This is a genomic window from Thermanaerothrix daxensis (assembly GCF_001306145.1).
In the GTDB taxonomy this organism is placed as follows: domain Bacteria; phylum Chloroflexota; class Anaerolineae; order Anaerolineales; family Anaerolineaceae; genus Thermanaerothrix; species Thermanaerothrix daxensis.
In genome coordinates, this window is the sequence record NZ_LGKO01000004.1 from 280,856 (window position 1) to 298,104 (window position 17,249).

17 protein-coding genes are annotated in these 17,249 nt (G+C 53.2%); 2 read left to right on the forward strand and 15 right to left on the reverse strand.

Annotated elements, in window-relative coordinates:
- Positions 1-47: 47 nt before the first annotated feature.
- The 6 genes from SE15_RS08375 to SE15_RS08400 all read right to left on the reverse strand — a co-directional run bounded on the left by SE15_RS08375 (position 48) and on the right by SE15_RS08400 (position 7,034).
- Positions 48-293, reverse strand: a complete 246-nt coding sequence (locus tag SE15_RS08375; protein WP_054521666.1) for a hypothetical protein — start codon at positions 291-293, stop codon at positions 48-50.
- Between the two features lie 208 nt (positions 294-501).
- Positions 502-1,998, reverse strand: coding sequence for a glycerol kinase GlpK (glpK, locus tag SE15_RS08380; RefSeq protein WP_054521667.1), 1,497 nt, complete (start codon positions 1,996-1,998; stop codon positions 502-504).
- A gap of 44 nt (positions 1,999-2,042) precedes the next feature.
- Entirely contained in the window at positions 2,043-2,678 is a 636-nt protein-coding gene (gene dhaL, locus SE15_RS08385; protein WP_054521668.1) for a dihydroxyacetone kinase subunit DhaL, read from the reverse strand.
- Positions 2,679-2,738: 60 nt separating this feature from the next.
- The gene (gene dhaK / locus SE15_RS08390) at positions 2,739-3,740 is read right to left on the reverse strand and encodes a dihydroxyacetone kinase subunit DhaK (RefSeq protein WP_054521669.1); all 1,002 of its coding nucleotides are present in this window, start codon (positions 3,738-3,740) and stop codon (positions 2,739-2,741) included.
- Positions 3,741-3,888: 148 nt separating this feature from the next.
- Positions 3,889-4,683 carry an MIP/aquaporin family protein gene (locus SE15_RS08395; RefSeq protein WP_054521670.1) on the reverse strand — a complete coding sequence of 265 codons (795 nt, stop codon included), beginning with the start codon at positions 4,681-4,683 and terminating at the stop codon, positions 3,889-3,891.
- Between the two features lie 365 nt (positions 4,684-5,048).
- Positions 5,049-7,034, reverse strand: a complete 1,986-nt coding sequence (locus tag SE15_RS08400; protein ID WP_083461823.1) for a sigma-54-dependent Fis family transcriptional regulator — start codon at positions 7,032-7,034, stop codon at positions 5,049-5,051.
- A gap of 111 nt (positions 7,035-7,145) precedes the next feature.
- Between SE15_RS08400 and murA the strand changes: the two genes are divergently transcribed.
- Positions 7,146-8,426: a UDP-N-acetylglucosamine 1-carboxyvinyltransferase gene (gene murA, locus SE15_RS08405; protein ID WP_054521672.1), complete on the forward strand. Its 1,281-nt coding sequence runs from the start codon at positions 7,146-7,148 to the stop codon at positions 8,424-8,426.
- Positions 8,427-8,501: 75 nt separating this feature from the next.
- Here the strand turns inward: murA and trxA are convergent, their stop codons facing one another.
- The 9 genes from trxA to SE15_RS08445 all read right to left on the reverse strand — a co-directional run bounded on the left by trxA (position 8,502) and on the right by SE15_RS08445 (position 15,576).
- Positions 8,502-8,864 carry a thioredoxin gene (trxA, locus tag SE15_RS08410; protein WP_054521673.1) on the reverse strand — a complete coding sequence of 121 codons (363 nt, stop codon included), beginning with the start codon at positions 8,862-8,864 and terminating at the stop codon, positions 8,502-8,504.
- A gap of 83 nt (positions 8,865-8,947) precedes the next feature.
- A complete protein-coding gene (locus SE15_RS14150; RefSeq protein ID WP_083461824.1) occupies positions 8,948-9,151 on the reverse strand; it encodes an FmdB family zinc ribbon protein in 204 nt (67 codons plus the stop codon).
- Positions 9,152-9,217: 66 nt separating this feature from the next.
- Positions 9,218-9,658 (reverse strand): Hsp20/alpha crystallin family protein, encoded by a 441-nt coding sequence (locus SE15_RS08415; protein WP_054521674.1) that lies wholly within the window; start codon positions 9,656-9,658, stop codon positions 9,218-9,220.
- Positions 9,659-9,735: 77 nt separating this feature from the next.
- Positions 9,736-10,488 (reverse strand): response regulator transcription factor, encoded by a 753-nt coding sequence (locus SE15_RS08420; RefSeq protein ID WP_054521675.1) that lies wholly within the window; start codon positions 10,486-10,488, stop codon positions 9,736-9,738.
- Positions 10,489-10,495: 7 nt separating this feature from the next.
- Positions 10,496-10,735 (reverse strand): hypothetical protein, encoded by a 240-nt coding sequence (locus tag SE15_RS08425; protein WP_054521676.1) that lies wholly within the window; start codon positions 10,733-10,735, stop codon positions 10,496-10,498.
- Positions 10,736-10,749: 14 nt separating this feature from the next.
- Positions 10,750-11,268, reverse strand: coding sequence for an FHA domain-containing protein (locus SE15_RS08430; protein ID WP_054521677.1), 519 nt, complete (start codon positions 11,266-11,268; stop codon positions 10,750-10,752).
- A gap of 4 nt (positions 11,269-11,272) precedes the next feature.
- Positions 11,273-12,757, reverse strand: coding sequence for a vWA domain-containing protein (locus tag SE15_RS08435; protein ID WP_054521678.1), 1,485 nt, complete (start codon positions 12,755-12,757; stop codon positions 11,273-11,275).
- A 6-nt stretch (positions 12,758-12,763) separates the two neighbouring features.
- On the reverse strand, positions 12,764-13,666 hold the full coding sequence (locus SE15_RS08440; RefSeq protein WP_054521679.1) for a PP2C family protein-serine/threonine phosphatase: 903 nt from the start codon (positions 13,664-13,666) through the stop codon (positions 12,764-12,766).
- Between the two features lie 23 nt (positions 13,667-13,689).
- Entirely contained in the window at positions 13,690-15,576 is a 1,887-nt protein-coding gene (locus SE15_RS08445; RefSeq protein ID WP_054521733.1) for a serine/threonine-protein kinase, read from the reverse strand.
- Positions 15,577-15,737: 161 nt separating this feature from the next.
- On the opposite strand from SE15_RS08445, the gene purB reads away from it, so the two are divergent.
- Entirely contained in the window at positions 15,738-17,162 is a 1,425-nt protein-coding gene (gene purB / locus SE15_RS08450) for an adenylosuccinate lyase (protein WP_054521680.1), read from the forward strand.
- The last annotated feature ends 87 nt before the right edge of the window (positions 17,163-17,249 follow it).

Below are 17,249 nucleotides of genomic sequence, written 5' to 3' on the forward strand. Positions count from 1 at the left end.
ACTCGAGAACTTCTAGCCTTGTGAAAACGTGCCTAACTTCCATTTGCCTACCGTCGAAATAGACGATGAATGAGCAAAAACAACAAAAACACAATCCACAGGCTTCCACCGAAGACCAGCCCCCACAATAAACTTTCTCCCAGGGGCTTAGAATAAGAACCCTGCCAGGTCACCCACACCACCATCAAGACACTGACAACCGCCATGGTAATAATGCCGCTCTTCATAGATAGCCAGGGTTGTCCGGTTGCAAAAGGATCTTGTTCAACCTGGCGTTTCTTTTTTTTGCTCATGAATCACCATCCAGCCGTATGTGAATTTTATCATTAATGGAGAGCGTCTCATCCAACTTTCAAAAAAATCACCCGTGCAACTGGCATATAAAGGGCGGTCACCGGTCAATCGGGCTTTGCCGTCTTGACCACACCGCCCTGCGCCTCTAGGGCGCACATGCTGGGGGGCAGGAATGGCCTGCCCCCCACAACAGACACTCAGAACGACTTACTCGACCCACCCAAAGGTGCGCTGGACGGCCTTCTTCCAACCAGCATAGAGCCGCTCGCGTTCCTCAGCTCTCATTTGCGGTTGCCAGACCTTATCCACCTGCCAGTTGGCGCGCAGTTCGTCAAAGTTGGTCCAGAAGCCCACGGCCATACCGGCTGCATACGCCGCACCCAGTGAGGTGGTCTCGGCTACCTTCGGACGAATGACCGGTACACCCAGGATGTCCGCCTGGAACTGCATCAGCAGTTCATTGTACACCATGCCACCGTCCACCTTGAGGGCGGTTAGCGGCACGCCAGAGTCGGCGTTCATCGCATCCAGCACCTCGCGGGTCTGGTAAGCCGTGGCTTCCAACGCCGCCCGTGCAATGTGACCGCGGTTAATGTAGCGGGTCAGACCCACAATCACGCCGCGGGCATCGCTGCGCCAGTAGGGTGCGAACAAGCCGGAGAAAGCAGGCACAAAGTAGATGCCACCGTTGTCCTCAACCGTGCGGGCCAGCGGTTCAACATCCTTTGAGGACTCAATCATCTTTAGGTTGTCGCGCAGCCACTGCACCAGCGCCCCCGTGATGGCGATCGAGCCTTCCAGCGCGTAGACAGCCGGTTGATCACCAATCTTGTAGGCCAGCGTGGTCAACAAACCGCTCTTGCTGGGCACCGGGCGCGTACCGGTATTGAGCAGCATGAAGCAGCCGGTACCGTACGTGTTCTTTGCCTCGCCAGGGCTGTAGCAGGCCTGCCCAAAGAGAGCCGCTTGCTGATCGCCAAGGTCACCGGCAACCGGAATGCCATCCAGCAAGCCCTTGGCATAGCCATAGACCTCAGAGGACGGGCGAATGGCCGGCAGCATCGCGCGCGGAATTCCCAGGATACCCAAGATTTCATCATCCCAATCCAGCGTTTCCAGGTTCATGAGCATGGTGCGCGAGGCATTCGATACATCCGTCACATGCACACCGCCCTGCGGACCGCCGGTCAGATTCCAGATCACCCAGGTATCAATGTTGCCGAAAATCACTTCTCCCTTCTCGGCTTTTTCGCGCACTCCCGGCACATTGTCCAGGATCCACTTGATCTTGGGTCCCGAGAAGTAAGTGGCCAGCGGCAGACCGGTCTTGGGGCGGAAGCGGTCCTGTCCACCATCGGCGGCAAGCTCGTTGCAGATTTTGTCAGTGCGGGTATCCTGCCAGACGATAGCGTTGTATACTGGCTTGCCGGTTGCCTTTTCCCATACAATGGTGGTTTCGCGCTGATTGGTCACACCAACCGCGGCGATATCCTTGGGGCTCACCCCACTCCTGCGCAACGCGCCTTCGATCACCTCTTGTGTTCGCGTCCAGATTTCCATCGGGTCATGTTCGACCCAACCCGGCTTGGGGTAAATCTGCTCATGCTCTTTCTGATCAACCCCTACCACGTTGCCGCTGTGGTCGAAGATCATAAAGCGAGTACTGGTCGTACCCTGATCAATAGCGGCAGCATACTTGGCCATACCACACCTCCTGAAGATTTTAGTTTTGGGATTGAGAAGTTCTTTTACGCGTCACGCCAAACATCGGCGGCCGCCCGCAACATAAGATAGGACGAAGTTGCCCCTGGATCTTGATGACCAGCGCTGCGTTCGCCCAGATAACTGGCACGACCTTTCCGCGCCACCAGCGGGATCGTGGCTTTCATTCCCTCCTCGGCAGCACGTGCACACCGCTCCAGGGCCTCGCCCAGGTTACTACCGTTTTCTGCGGCTTGCTTGAGCGCATTCCAGGCCGGTACCAGGGCATCAATCATGGTCTTATCGCCCAACTCGGCTTTGCCACGGTTCTTTACCCCCGTGATCCCAGCCTCCAAGGCGTTGATCCAGTCCTCTAATGTCATTTCCATTTTGCCGGTAGTCTTCATCCCGGCCTGGAGGAAGAGGGTGCCGTAAAGAGGACCACCCGCACCGCCAACGGTAGCCAATAGCGTCATGCCCACCGTCTTCAGGATCGTGCCAATATCCTTGTCGGCCATTTCCGGCATTTTGCTCAGTACGGCCTTAAAGCCGCGATCCATATTGGCCCCATGGTCGGCATCACCAATAGCCGCATCCAGTTGGGTCAGGTAATCACGGTTCTCCGCCAGAAGATCGGCGTAACGCTTAATCCAATCCAGTACTTTGTCCCGAGTAATGACCATACGACGCTCCGTTATGGCCGGGGGCATCATCAGGCAAACCCCGGCAAGTCTTCATGGGTATTACATGCCCCAGCGCAGGCCCGGGGTCTTGACCGGCGCATCCCACAACTTAATCATGTCCTCATCCATCTTGAGGAGCGTGATCGAAGTACCGGCCATCTCCAGGCTGGTAATATAGGACCCGATCAGATTGCGCACCACCTTTAGCCCGTGCTTGGTCGCAATCTGATGCGCCTTGCGGTACACAATGTACAATTCGATGAGTGGCGTGCCTCCCATGCCGTTGACAAAGAGCAACACCTCATCGCCTGCTTTGTAGGGGATATCATTGATGATCGGCTCCATCAGCATTTCAACAATTTCATCAGCCGGTTTTAGCTTCATGCGCGTGCGCCCCGGCTCCCCATGGATGCCGATCCCGATTTCCATTTCGTCTTCGGGAAGGTCAAAGGTTGGGCGCCCCACATGAGGCACGGTGCATGAGGTCAACGCCATGCCCATGCTGCGTCCCCAATCCTTCACTTTGCGACAGACATCCGCTACTTCTTTGAGCGAGCGCCCCTGCTCGGCAGCCGCCCCGCACAACTTTTCGGCCAACACAGTGCTCCCAACCCCACGGCGACCAGCCGTGTAGAGGCTATCCTTCACCGCCACGTCATCATCAATGACGACGGACTCGACCTCAATCCCCTCGGCACGTGCCAGGTCTGCTGCCATTTCGAAGTTCATGATGTCGCCAGTGTAGTTTTTAACAATGTGCAGCACACCAGCGCCGCCGTTGATTGCCCGCGTGGCTTCCAGCATCTGGTCGGGGGTGGGAGAGGTAAACACTGCTCCAGGGCAGGCGGCATCCAGCATACCGATGCCCACAAAACCACCGTGCATGGGCTCGTGCCCCGAACCACCTCCGGAGAGGACCCCTACTTTCCCCTTGACCGGTGCATCTACACGCACAACGTAATTAGGATCAAAGTGCACCCGAATCAGGTCGGGATGAGCCAGCGCCATCCCCTCCAGTTCCTCTCGTACAACATCTTCGGGTTTATTGATTAACTTCTTCATCTCTCACTCTTCCTTTCTAGCACTCTAGCACCCTGTGGTGGAGGCGCTTTTGGACACCTTTTCCACCCCTACCTATAGCATGCCCGCTCTTTTTAGATGGGCCTGCCCCTCAAGAAAAGGAGCAGGCCCAATCCCAAACTCATGAAAATTACTCACTCTTCTCGGGCAAGAAGGCGGTGACGAACCAATCGTAAAGCAGCACGCCCAAAATACCGCCGATGATCGGCATAATCACGGGGGCGACGATCCAGTAGGAGCCATCGAAGAGGCCTTGCGTCCCAACCAGAGCGCCGAAGATGCGCGGACCCAGGTCACGAGCCGGGTTGATGGCATAACCGCTCGGGCCACCCAGGCTCAGACCGACCGAGAGCACCGTGCCACCCACCAGGAACGGCCCCATATTGAACTTCAGGCCCAGGTTGCGCTGATCACCGCTGGCAAGCACACCGAAGAGCAGCACCATGGTGCCAAAAATTTCCGCAATGCTGGCATTCAGCAGCGAATAGGAGCCCTGTGCCGCAGCACCCTGGCCGCCCCAGAAGGCCTGCCCGAATACCGAGCCGGGGCCAGTGCACCACACATTGGGCATGCCCGCTGCCACCAGACCCTCACGGTAGACCAGGTACACACCCAGCGCGCCCAGGAACGCACCCACCAATTGGCCCAAGATATAGGTGGGCACTTTGGACCACGGGAAGCCGCGCTTAACCGCCAGCGCAATGGTCACCGCAGGATTGAGATGGGCGCCCGAAACGCCACCCGCAACATAAACCGCAACAATGACTGCGAAGGCCCAGCCGATGGTGATGGTGTTCCAGTTATAGGCTGGTGCTGCCAAGCGCGGGGCAAGCCCCACATTGGCGACCACACCATCACCCAGCAAGATCAGGGTGAAAGTACCAATGACTTCGCCCAGAAACTCGCCTAAACCTTTGGATTTCATGTCGGACCTCTCCTTTCATAAAGGATTTGAAGAATGGGATTATGGGTGAAGAACAAAGTGCTACCTCCGCTCGTCTCTCCGTTCACCTCCTTTGGTATGAAATTGAGCAACCAGAAAAACAATGGGTTTTGCAAAAAATACCGCCTATCAGGAACTTCCTAATGGCGGTATCTCTTGCCTAAAGAAAGAACACCAACATGGCATTCCGCACCCCACAACATTACCGCAGGGCACATCGGCATCACCCAACTACCTTGAAGCCACATTGCGCAGGACATCACAATCCATTGTAAGGCGTACGCCCGTCCTGTCAAATTAATCCCCGATTAATGTATCGGTTTGAAACATTTTAGCGACATTGTGTTTCATAATGAAACACCGCTTTCGCGCCGCCCATCTTCACGATAGGAATCCAGTGAGATATTCATGCGCCGTAAGTGGCGCCACAAGGTAGTTCGTCCCACCCCCAACAGACGCGCCATTTGAGAAACATTGCCATGGCATTGTTGGGCAGCCTGGAGAATGGCCTGCCGCTCAATCTCTTCCAGGCGGGGGAGATTGGGCATCCACATGGGAACACCTGCATCAGTACTGGTTTGCAGAGGGGGCAAGTGTGCCGGCATGATAATCTGGGAGGGACTGGCCTGCACCGCCGCCCGCGTCAATACCGACTCCAGTTCTCGCACATTCCCCGGCCAGGAATGTGCTCTCAGGATGGCCAGGGTATCCTTGCTCAGACTAAGCGGATGCCCTAATTGCCTTGCCAGGCGCTGCAACACCTGTTCGATCAACAATTCCAGGTCCTGTTTGCGTTCCCGCAAAGGGGGAAGAACGATCTCAAACAGGCTTAGACGATAAAAGAGATCGGCTCGAAAGTTACCCTCAGCCACCAGGTGTTCCAGATTGGCCGAACTCGAAGCAATGATGCGAACATCCACCTCAATCGGCTTGCGGCTGCCAATGCGCTGGATAATCCCTAACTCCAGGTAATTCAGCAATACCGACTGCGCCTCCAGGGGTAGCGCCTCTACATCCTGAAAGAAGAGGGTACCCCCGTCAGCCAGTTCAAATTTGCTGGCATGTGAAATGCCCTCCCCCACACCGCGCTCCACCCCCAGCAACTCGGGCAAGACCAATTCACTGGGCACCGCGGTACAAGCAAACACCACAAAAGGCCCATGACTGCGCGGGCTGTGGTAATGGATGGCACGGGCGAGCAAATTTTTACCGGTTCCACTTTCTCCCCGGATAAGCACACACCCCCGTGCTGCAGCCGCGCTGCGTGCCAGGCGCCGCACGCGGCGAATGGCGGGTGACTCGCCAATTAGATTCTGAAGATCAAAAGTGGGAGAACCCACCTGACGCTGGACGTACTCGCGCAGACTCTTGAGCGGACGTAAAACTGCCAGAATGGCTCGCAGACCACGCCGTCCACGGACATATTGCAGGCTCAGCAAGCAGGAAACTGTTTCCCCTAATACCGAAAGTTGAACCTCTAGATCCGAGACCGGAATTTGGCGATGGAGGGCATCCAGCACATATGGCGGGAATTTCACAAAAGCATCCAGATGAGCCCCCATGAGCGACTCCTGGGGAACCTTGAGAATTTCAGCCGCAGTGGGATTAGCGTGGATCACAATTCCCTCTGTATTCCACGCCAGAATGCCTTCGTTGATACTGGCCAGAATGGCATTTATTCCGGCCAACTGGCTGTTTTGCTCTTCCAACAACTGATCTGACTGACGTTGGGCTTCAATGGCGCGCGCACCTGCCACCACCATACCCAACGCATACGGGTGGAAATTACTGACCCGCGTCACCACTCCTAATGCCCCGAGCAACTTGCCGCTGATATCAAAAACCGGCGCTGCTGCCCAACCAAAATCGTGCAACGGCTGACAAAAATGTTCATACCCGACCACTTGAACGGGCTCACGTTCAAGCAGTGCCACGCCAATGGCATTGGTGCCCAATTCGCTCTCGGCCAGCAACGTACCTGGTTCAATCTGCATGCTCTCCAGGGTAGCCAACATCCCCGGATCTCCTACCCAATCCAGCAAGTACCCCACGCTGTTGGTAAAAAGCACCGCTGAATTTGAGTTTTCAATGTACTGATAAATGTCCTCCATGACGGGCCGGGCAATAGCCATTAACTCAAAATAATTAACTTGCATGGAAAACAAATGCTGGTCAGACAACCGCGGCGGCTTTAGGGAAGTATAGGGGTCCACCCGTGCCCAACAGCGCCGCCATGACGCTGCGATTATAGGTCGCACTTGGGGCATAACGATATGACGAGTTATAAATGCATGCCATGCATCGTAAAGTTGCTCTTTGATCGCCCGATCCATTCCAGCACCCTCTTTTTATCCGCTCATCCATCATCTCCCCCGTGGTTTCTATTGTAGCAAAAACCCGCCCATTATGCCAAAGGTGTAGATATAATAACTCTGGAGGTGACAATGGAAAAGTTTGTGATCGAAGGTGGTTATCCTCTTCACGGCGAAGTGACCCCCTCTGGAAACAAAAACGCCGCCTTACCCCTGCTGGCCGCCTGTCTCCTAACCGATGAACCGATTATCCTGCACAACATCCCCAACATCCTTGATGTGCGCACGATGCGAGCCCTCCTCGAATCATTGGGAGTGGAATTTACGGACTTAGACGAGCACACCTGGAAGGTTCAGGCCAGGGAGGTCCGCCCAGCGGATCTGGACCCCGATCTCTGCCGCAAGATACGCGCTTCCATCCTACTGGCCGGACCCATGAGCGCGCGCACCGGGGTGCTGCGCTTGCCCCCTCCCGGGGGGGACGTAATTGGACGGCGTCGGGTAGATACCCACCTGCTAGCGCTCAAAAAACTGGGAGTGGAAGTATCTTACGATCGCTACTTCCACTTCCATGCCAATGGGTTGCATGGCGCTAACATCCTCCTCGATGAAGCCAGTGTAACCGCAACCGAAAACGCCATCATGGCAGCCGTCATAGCTAAAGGCGAGAGCGTGATCCGCAACGCCGCCTCAGAGCCGCACATTCAGGAACTCTGCCATTTCTTAAACTCTCTGGGCGCTAAAATTGAGAATATTGGCTCCAATACCCTGCACATCACCGGGGTGGATCACCTGCACGGCGGGGAATTCACCATCGGCCCTGATTATCTGGAAGTGGTGTCCTTCATCGGGGCGGCCGCAGTTACCCGTGGAGAAATTACAATCCGCAAGGCCGGACCGGAGTACCTGGACATGATTCAGCTGGTTTTCGGTCGGCTGGGCGTCCACTGGGAAGTACGGGGCGAGGATATCTTCGTCCCGCGCGAGCAACGCCTGACTATCGAGCCCGATTTGGGGGGCGCTATCCCCGAAATTAGCGTCATGCCCTGGCCGGCCTTTCCCACCGATCTGATGAGTATTGCCCTGGTCGTTGCCACCCAATCCAAAGGAACGGTGCTATTTCACGATTGGATGTACCCCAGCCGCATGTTCTTCACCGACAAGTTAGTCAGCATGGGCGCTCAAATTGTCCTGTGTGACCCCCATCGTTGCATTGTCCAAGGCCCCACCGAGCTCTACGGCGAGAAACTAGAAAGCCCGGATATTCGCGCGGGCATGGCACTGGTGTTAGCGGCCCTTTCCGCCCACGGCACCTCGGTCATCCGTAACATTGGGCAAATTGATCGGGGATACGAACGAGTGGACGAAAAGCTGGCGGCACTGGGCGCACACATTCAGCGTGTACGTGAGTGAGTGGCCGCTCGCCCCCAAGTAGGAAAGCCCGGTTTGGTTACCGGGCTTTCGCTCATTTTCATCACGAGGGGTAATTCAGGACTTGGTTTGGGTTGAAGCCGTCTGAACCACTTCCAGGAACTGCTCCACGACATCTCGCAACATACCTTCAGGCAAGGCGCCTACCTGACGATGGATCACCTTACCATTGGCAACAAAGAGAAGCGTGGGAATCCCTTGAACACCAAAACGTGTGGCCCATTCCGGATTCTCATCTGTGTTGACCTTGGCTACGATCAACTTACCAGCGTAATCCTTGGCAATCTTCTCAAGGGCTGGCGCGATGAGACGACAAGGTCCACACCATGGAGCCCAAAAATCCACAATTACCGGTAAAGCCGACTGCAACACCGTTTTCTCAAACGCTGCATCCGTCACGTGAATAGGTGCATCTATCATTCTATAATCTCCCTTCTGATACCCAAAGCTAAATCGGGTTTAGTATATCACAGTTCAGGCCCGATACCGTCTAATATGACTTATTATTTCTCCTCGCTTGAAGGCTTAGGACGATGGTCCGTGCTATACCAACCACTCCCCTTAAAAATCACCGCAGGTGCCTGGTACACCTTACGCACTCGAGTATGTCCACGCGGACATTGGGGCAGGTGGCCGTTATGAGAAAAATGAGCAAAGTGCTCAAAGGGCACCCCACACTCCTCGCACACGTACTGGTAAATTGGCATCTCAACCTCCTGTTTGCCAGAAATGTCAGCCGCCCCATCATTCTTCGGGGCGGCTGCTCCTCAGACTTACTTCGCTTTCACCGTAATGGTTTTCGGTCGCACAGCTTCGGCTTTAGGCAAGGTTAGGGTCAAAACCCCATTCTCATACTCGGCCTTCGCCTTATCTACTTCGACCGGCACCGGCAGAGTAAGGCTGCGGGAATATTGCCCATAGCGGCGCTCACGCAAGTGATACACCGCGTTCTTGACTTCCTCTTCCTGCTTCACCTCACCCGCAATAGTCAACACATTGTTGTTCACCGTGACGTGGATGTCTTCGGGCTTTACCCCGGGCATGGTGGCTTTCACCACTACCTCGTTGTCGGTCTGATACATATCTACTGCTATCCACTCCGTCCCCCGCAGCCAGTCCACCTGCCGGGTGAAGAGATCGTCAAAGAGTTGATCTACCGTTGAACGCAAAGCGGCAATCTCACGCATCGGATCAAAAACCATCAAGTTGGCCATCGTCCACCTCCTTCTCAGAAGGTTTTGATGACACCCTTTTTATATGCCCGATGCATAAGATTTGTGCTAGAGAAATATCAATTTTTTGTAGATTCTCGGCTCTGCTCACCGGGTTTCTGGCGTCGAAAATCCACAAAACGATAGCCCACTCCGCGTTCGGTCAGAATGTACTTGGGATTGGAAGGATCCTTCTCAATCTTTTGGCGGAGATAATTGATATACAACCGCACATAGTGGGGCTCATCACGATATTCATACCCCCAAACCTTCGACAATATTTGATCGTAGGTGAGAACCCAGCCAGCGTTTTGCACCAAGTGATATAACAAGCGGTACTCCGTAGGACGCAACTTGACCAATTTTCCTTCTACCCATACCTCACGTCGCCCAAAGTCAATCCTCAAACGGTCATCAACCTCTACCACCTCTTTGGAAATTGGGCTGGCCATTTCGGTCCTCCGTAGAACCGCCCGCACCCGGCTGACCAGTTCACGTGGGCTGAAAGGCTTGGTCACATAATCATCTGCCCCCAATTCCAATCCCCGAATGCGATCTTCTTCTTCTCCCTTGGCAGTCACCATAATAACCGGAACCTGGCTGATCTCACGAATGAGTTGGAGCACTTCAAAGCCGTCCATATCCGGCAGCATCACATCCAGAATCACCAAGTCGGGCAGGGCATCGCGCAATACGCGAATGGCTTCTTCACCGCGATGAGCCTCTACCACGCGGAATCCATCGTGCTCCAGGTTGAGGCGAATGAAACGTGCCATTTTCTCCTCGTCATCTACCACGAGGATCAGGCGGTCCCTCAGGCTCATATCGCTCATGGACGGGTTACTCCCTCACAAAGGAGATGACTTCCTCTTCTTCAGCCGCTGGCAGAACCTCAATGAAATTGATGCGGCTCACTGGCCAGATCACGGTGGTCACATTGGCTTCAATATAATGAAGATCCTTGCCATCCCGTTTGCGCGGATTTTTGACAATGATCAAATAATCCGTTGGGGCGGGTAAAGCGTCAATCTCACCCAATACAGGATCCTCATTATTCAAATGGATGATCACGCTCGGCATAGCTCCCTCATCTCTTATTGAATAATAACCTGGATTTTAAGCTTCCCCAAGGCAATAACATCGTGATTCTTCAGCGGATAATCCACGTGAGGAACAATCTTCTGACCGTTGACACGGGTGCCGTTAGATGATCCCAGATCCATAATGGAAATACGCTGAGGGGTAATTTTAATTGCCGCATGCAACCGTGAAACCCCATGAGCATAGGCTTCGTAGGGGGTAAGATCAATGTCGGGAAGAATGGGCTGACCTTCTACAACTCGCCCTAGAGTTACTTCTGAGCGCCCACTCAGGTGAATTACTTCGTCAGAATCAATGACCCGCAGGGCAATGCTTAATGCCGCGACCGGAGCCGCATTTTCCTCTGGAAGCGGAGGCAACGGCTTAGAGCGCTTCCGTTCAAAGTAGTCCGACTGAATCATATCCAGGGTTTGGGTGGCGCTTCGGTCCACAACCACCAGTTGAGCCCCACATTCACTACAAAATAACGCGCCAGGCAATTCTTGATGATGACAATTGGGACAGGTGATCATAGCCTTAATCCTTACGGGGTTCGGGTAGCATGAGAAGGGATCGCGTGCCATATTTGATCTGTTTCCCGCGCTCACCACTGAGTTGGTGGGTGCGTTGTAGATGTTCCGCCTCCAAAAGCACCGTCCGGGCCAAACTACGTTCGCCCTTTGCTAGCAGGTGAGTCGCTAGATATTGTAATCGGCGAGCCGCTCTTGATACCTCTCCGGTAGCAATCTCCTGACGGGCTTTCTCTTGCATGCGATAAAGCGTGAGGCGCGAAAGGGCTTGAAGTAAGGTTTCAGGAACAATCATTGATCCAACCTCCTCGCCCACCTCGCAACTGATCGTAAAGGGTAACCGCCAGTAGCGTGCCTCAAAAGCGGGGACCTCCATCATTAACTTACCCCACATTAAATTTAGACTTGTGATCTCAGGGGACAAAGGGGGAAGCAAAAATTCCAGCGCAATGCTCATCTTTTCGTCATAATATAAATCCCCCATTGGAATGGGAATTTCCAGAGGGAGCGGCGCAACATCTCCTGCGACTTTAAAGGCATAACGCAGGTTGCCTCCCCCTTCACTTATAAAATGGAGTTCCAGACCTCGCGCAAAGACTTGACGAGCACTCCTTCCCTTACGCTCAAAGTATGCAAGCAGATCTTCAGGGCTTCGCACATAGTGGGTATTGCCGCCGGCAATGCTCGTTAAGGCATCCAAAAAATCATCATTCCAATCCTCACCAATCCCAAATGCGTTGATTACAATCCCATCGCGGCGTACTGTTGCAGCCAGTTCAACACAGGCCTGCTCATCACCATAGGTGTGACCATCGGTAATCAACCATACCTGAGTAAATATGTTATTTGCGTGATTGGCATACCGCGAAAGGTTAATCGCCGTTTCCAGCCCGTGTAATATCTCCGTGCCCCCGCCCACTTGAATTTGATTGATGTGATGCAATATATCAATTTGATGCTGGGCAGGCGTCGCGTGCAGAATGACTTCTGCCCGATCACTAAATGCAATTAACGAAATCAAATCATTGGGTCTCAGATTCTGCACCAAATGGGCAATGCTCCGCTTGACCATTTCAATCCGCTCGCCTCGCATCGAGGTTGAGCGGTCTACTACCAGGCAAATATGAGCAGGCGGGGCTTTAGAAGGATCTGCAGGCGTTGTTACCCGCAGGTTGAGCAGCGCGTAAACCAGTTGGGGCTCCCTCAGACGGGGTAACACCTGGCGGCTGAGAACCCACTCGATAGCAATCGGCGGGGGTTGACGATAATCCGGGGGAATGCCAGCATCATAAGTGGCGCGACGTTGGGGATTGGAAAGCACTTCATACGCTTCCTGCACCCGAATAAACATTTGTCGGGCTTCGGGCGAGGGGTTGACATCTGGGTGATAGGCTCGTGTAGCAGAAAAGTAGGCAGCCCGAATTTCCTCGGCGGTTGCATCCAGAGGTATCTTGAGAATGTTATAGTACTCCGCTACACCAGTTGCCATCATCTATTTTCAAAGATATTGAACCAGAATCACACTAATATTGTCCGGCCCACCCGCTGCATTGGCTGCATCAACCAGATTCTTGCACGCAATTGCAGGGTTACGTGCCGCAGCGATGATTTGGAACATTTCGTCATCCGAAAGCACACCCCACAATCCATCACTGCAAATCAGCAAGAATCCAGGATGGGGCATTGGGTGAGTGTGAATGTCCGGTCGAAAGGGTTCCGACTGGCCTAGCGCACGATAGAGCACGTTCCGCTGTGGGTGACTTTGTGCCTCCTGTTCCGAGATCTGCCCCAGCTCGACCAAACGATGAACCAAAGAATGGTCCTGGGTGATCACCTGCATCCGTCCATCTGGATGAACAAAGTAGGCTCGGCTATCTCCCACATGAGCCAGTGTAACCTGCTCGCCGACAACCAGGGCAGCGGTTAGGGTAGTACCACCACCCGGCGCATACCTTACCACCGCTTGTTGGGCTTGCACAACCCCGTTTTCCATTACCTCTTGTAGACTGCTGCGTTGACGCTCTTCCATGGATAAAAATGGAAGATAAGAACGCGATAGAATGTATTCTGCCATTGTCCGCACAGCAACTCCACTGGCAATCTCACCATGCTCATGCCCTCCCATCCCATCGGCTACGATGAAAACCCCGAATGGCAACTCAGTATTTCCATCCGCCAAAATAGAAGTGAGCGAGAACAGAGCATCCTCATTGCGCTCACGCTGCAAGCCCACCGACTGCCCAACTCCCACCAAAAGGTGCCCGGGGGTTATAACCACAGGGGTCATCGTAACGGGTTGTAACTGCTCATCCGTTAGAGGGGCTGTTTGAACAAACTTGCTCTCGCTTTCCGGAAGCGTGGATTTGCGCCGGTTGAAAATACGCTCAAAAAACTTAACCACCTCTACCTCCACCTGGCTGGGGATCAGGCAAGCAAAGCATACACCATATGATCGGCTGAACCGAAATAAATAATGTTATTAAAAGCAGCAGGTGTACCGGTAATCGGGCCGTCGGTTGCAAACTTCCAACGCAACTTACCCGTCTTGTAGTCCAGACAGTACAAGTTACCATCCGCCGAGCCACAGTACAGGCTGTCCTTATACACAATTGGTGAGCCACTCACCTGGTGATCTGTCTGGAAGCGCCAAATTTCTTTAGATGTATTGGCATCCAGGCAGTAGATAAACCCATCTGCCGACCCGGCAAAGACGAAATTATCCACTCGATAGGGAGACGACACCGAGCCCTTACCCATTCGAAAACGCCAGATCATCCACCCCGACTTAGAGTCCAGGGCATAGAATGAGGCATCCAAGGAAGTAAAATACACCATTCCCTGGGTCACCGTGGGCGAAGAGGTAATGGCCCGTTTGGCTCGAAATCGCCACTTGATCTGCCCGCGATAATCTACGCAGTAAAATTCCCCTCCCTCAGTGCCAAAGTAGATGTATTCATTAGTCAAGAAAGGGGTTGAACGGATGGCTTCGCCCGTATCCAAACGCCAGGCCCGACGCGCAGAGGTGAGGTTGACTGCATACAGGTAGCCATCGTCACTACCGAAGAAAACATGCCCCTCGCTCACCCGCGGAGAGCTGTGAATTGCACCATCTGTCTTGTGATTCCACAGCAGTTTCCCGGTCTTGGCGGAAATACAGTACAAGAAAGCGTCCTTGGAACCGATCAGCACCATGTCTTGAGAGACGATAGGCCGTCCAACAATTGGACCTTCAGTGGGGAATTTCCAACGGAAGTCCCCATTGGTAGCATCCAAAGCATACAAATTATTGTCATAAGAGCCAATGTAGATCACACCGTTATCATAGAAAGGAGACCCTCGCACCTCATCTTCACACTTAAAAGCCCATAACGGCTTGATCTTTTCTTCTTTCATTGTGGCAGGCAAAGTGATGCGAGAAAGAATTCCCGTCTTGCGCGCCACAGCAAGCAAGGCTTCCTTCATTGCCGCCGCCGAAGGAAAACGATCTTCAGGATTGTATTGAAGGGCCGTGTTAACAACCGCCTCTAATTCTGGCGATACCGCGGGGTTAATTTTGCGGATTGGACGCTCTGAGAAAGAGAAAGGTGGTTCAAGTCGTGGATCACGCTTGGTTAGTAAATGATGCAGGGTAGCCCCCAGCGCATAGATATCTGCCAACGGCGTTGCCTCACCTCGATACTGTTCCGGAGGGCTGTATCCCTCTGTACCGATCATGGTGCCTTTTTGGCCCTCGCGAAAGATCTTGGCAATGCCAAAATCAATGAGCATAACATGGCCGTTGTGATTAATCATTATATTTGAGGGCTTCATATCCCGAAAGATGATCGGCTCGGGTTTGTGATTGTGCAGATAATCTAAAACATCACAAATCTCAATCGCCCATTTGACTACTTGATCTTCGGGTAAGAAGCCCTCGGTTTCATTTAAGATGGCTTCCAGGTCCTTGCCGTTAATATATTCCAGGACCAAGTAAGAACGTTCATCATACGAGAAGTAGTCAAATATTTTGGGGATGGCAACATGATTCAGCGTGACCAACAAATTGGCCTCGCGCTCAAAATTTTGCAGGATGGTCTGGCGCACCATCGGATCGCGTGCCTGATTGATCATCTCTTTAACGGCTACAATCTTGACCACATTCGGGAAGTGTAAATCGCGGGCTCGATAAACAGAGCCCATCCCCCCGACTCCAATGACTTCTTGGATCAGGTAGCGATCCACCAGTACATGACCTGGGGGTAGTTGCCGATTTGCTCCGCCACCACTAAAGCTTTGGGTAATACGTTGGGTCTCCAGGGCTACCTCCTCCAAAACCAAGAGACTGGAAGATAGTTTTGTTTATTATATGCCAAGCAAACTTTCCCGGGACCAATCTATGCAAACTAATTCTCCCCTGCTAGTAACACCACACCTTTAATAAATTATAATTTCAAACAGAGTTTTTGCGATTTCGCAATTCAAGGTCATTTTTCATGGATCCTTCCCTTTATCAATCTCCCTTTTCATGGCGATACGGCAGCCCGGACATGCGGACGCTTTGGAGTGAACACACCAAGCGCCGCTTGTGGCGTAAGGTGTGGGTGGCTCTGGCTGAGGCACAGGCAGAGTTTGGATTGGTAACCCCGTCCCAGATTCAGGACCTACATGATCATCAAGAAGATATTGACCTAAAGCGAGCCTTCGAAATAGAAGCCGAGATTCAACATGACCTCATGGCCGAACTTAAAACCTTTGCAGAGCAATGCCCCATAGGAGGGAAGATTCTTCATCTTGGCGCCACCTCTATGGATATTGAGGACAATGCCGAGGCCATACGATTACGCCAGGGAGTCAGCCTGCTCCTGAGCCGCCTCTCCGATCTCCTTCTGGCTCTGGTGGATAAGATTGAACGTTACGCCCGTCTGCCGATAATTGGTTACACGCATCTTCAGCCTGCCGAGCCGCTGACTTTGGGCTATCGTCTGGCTCTTTATGCTCAGGATTTGCTTGAGGATCATCAGACACTGACAGACCTGCATCACAAAATTCGCGGCAAAGGCTTCAAAGGAGCCGTAGGAAGTGCCGCCTCCTACGCTGACTTGCTCGGCCTCGAAAACTTAGAGCGTTTCGAATCGCTCCTCAGCCAAAAACTTGACTTGCCTTTCTACCCCGTAGCCAGCCAAACCTATCCTCGAAAACAAGATTTTCTGATCCTGAGTGCCTTAGCGGGCGTGGGAGCCTCTATTTACAAATTCGCTTTTGATCTCCGTCTGCTTCAGAATCCTATGATCGGCGAGTGGCGCGAGCCATTTGGAAGAGCCCAAGTGGGTTCCTCTGCCATGCCTTTCAAACGCAATCCAATTCGCGCCGAACGCATTAATTCTCTGGCTCGTCTACTGGCCACCTACCCATCTATTGCCTGGCAAAATGCCGCCCATTCGCTTCTTGAACGCACATTGGACGATTCAGCCAATCGCCGCATTATCCTCCCCGAGGCTTTTCTGGCGACAGACGAACTCTTGCTAACCGCGCTTACCATCGTAAGAGGACTTGAAGTGGACGAGGTGGCTATCCAGCGTAATCTACATAACTATCTCCCTTTTGCGGCTACAGAACGCGTGCTCATGGCGTTAGCCAAGAAGGGAGCAGATCGTCAAGCCATGCACGAGCGACTACGTCAGCACGCTCTGAAGGCGTGGCAAGCCCTTCAACAGGGAAAGGCCAATCCCTTACCTCAATACCTCAGCCAGGATGAAGCCATTTTGCGTTATTTGAGAGTCGAGGAGATCCTCGATCTTTTCCAGAACGCCGAGCATTATCTAGGCTCCTCTGCCCAGCGCGCCTTGCAGATGGCTGACTTTATCCGCAATAAATTAAAGCCTATGGCCTCCGAATCTGGAAACCAGGGTGATGAATGAACAGGGATAGCATGATAAAAACAACTAGACTTGCACCCTGGCCACGGCTAAAATGCTAGTGGAGTTCATCACTGACTTTATTGAAGG

What these genes read in the sequence shown, in the direction of transcription:
- SE15_RS08425 (WP_054521676.1), bottom strand. Translation starts at nt 10,735, where the DNA reads ATGCCGAGCGTGATCATCCATTTGAATAATGAGGATCCTGTATTGGGT.
- SE15_RS08375 (WP_054521666.1), bottom strand. Translation starts at nt 293, where the DNA reads ATGAGCAAAAAAAAGAAACGCCAGGTTGAACAAGATCCTTTTGCAACC.
- SE15_RS08395 (WP_054521670.1), bottom strand. Translation starts at nt 4,683, where the DNA reads ATGAAATCCAAAGGTTTAGGCGAGTTTCTGGGCGAAGTCATTGGTACT.
- dhaL (WP_054521668.1), bottom strand. Translation starts at nt 2,678, where the DNA reads ATGGTCATTACTCGGGACAAAGTACTGGATTGGATTAAGCGTTACGCC.
- SE15_RS14150 (WP_083461824.1), bottom strand. Translation starts at nt 9,151, where the DNA reads ATGCCAATTTACCAGTACGTGTGCGAGGAGTGTGGGGTGCCCTTTGAG.
- dhaK (WP_054521669.1), bottom strand. Translation starts at nt 3,740, where the DNA reads ATGAAGAAGTTAATCAATAAACCCGAAGATGTTGTACGAGAGGAACTG.
- glpK (WP_054521667.1), bottom strand. Translation starts at nt 1,998, where the DNA reads ATGGCCAAGTATGCTGCCGCTATTGATCAGGGTACGACCAGTACTCGC.
- murA (WP_054521672.1), top strand. Translation starts at nt 7,146, where the DNA reads ATGGAAAAGTTTGTGATCGAAGGTGGTTATCCTCTTCACGGCGAAGTG.
- SE15_RS08420 (WP_054521675.1), bottom strand. Translation starts at nt 10,488, where the DNA reads ATGAGCGATATGAGCCTGAGGGACCGCCTGATCCTCGTGGTAGATGAC.
- purB (WP_054521680.1), top strand. Translation starts at nt 15,738, where the DNA reads ATGGATCCTTCCCTTTATCAATCTCCCTTTTCATGGCGATACGGCAGC.
- trxA (WP_054521673.1), bottom strand. Translation starts at nt 8,864, where the DNA reads ATGATAGATGCACCTATTCACGTGACGGATGCAGCGTTTGAGAAAACG.
- SE15_RS08415 (WP_054521674.1), bottom strand. Translation starts at nt 9,658, where the DNA reads ATGGCCAACTTGATGGTTTTTGATCCGATGCGTGAGATTGCCGCTTTG.
- SE15_RS08430 (WP_054521677.1), bottom strand. Translation starts at nt 11,268, where the DNA reads ATGATCACCTGTCCCAATTGTCATCATCAAGAATTGCCTGGCGCGTTA.
- SE15_RS08400 (WP_083461823.1), bottom strand. Translation starts at nt 7,034, where the DNA reads ATGGATCGGGCGATCAAAGAGCAACTTTACGATGCATGGCATGCATTT.
- SE15_RS08435 (WP_054521678.1), bottom strand. Translation starts at nt 12,757, where the DNA reads ATGATGGCAACTGGTGTAGCGGAGTACTATAACATTCTCAAGATACCT.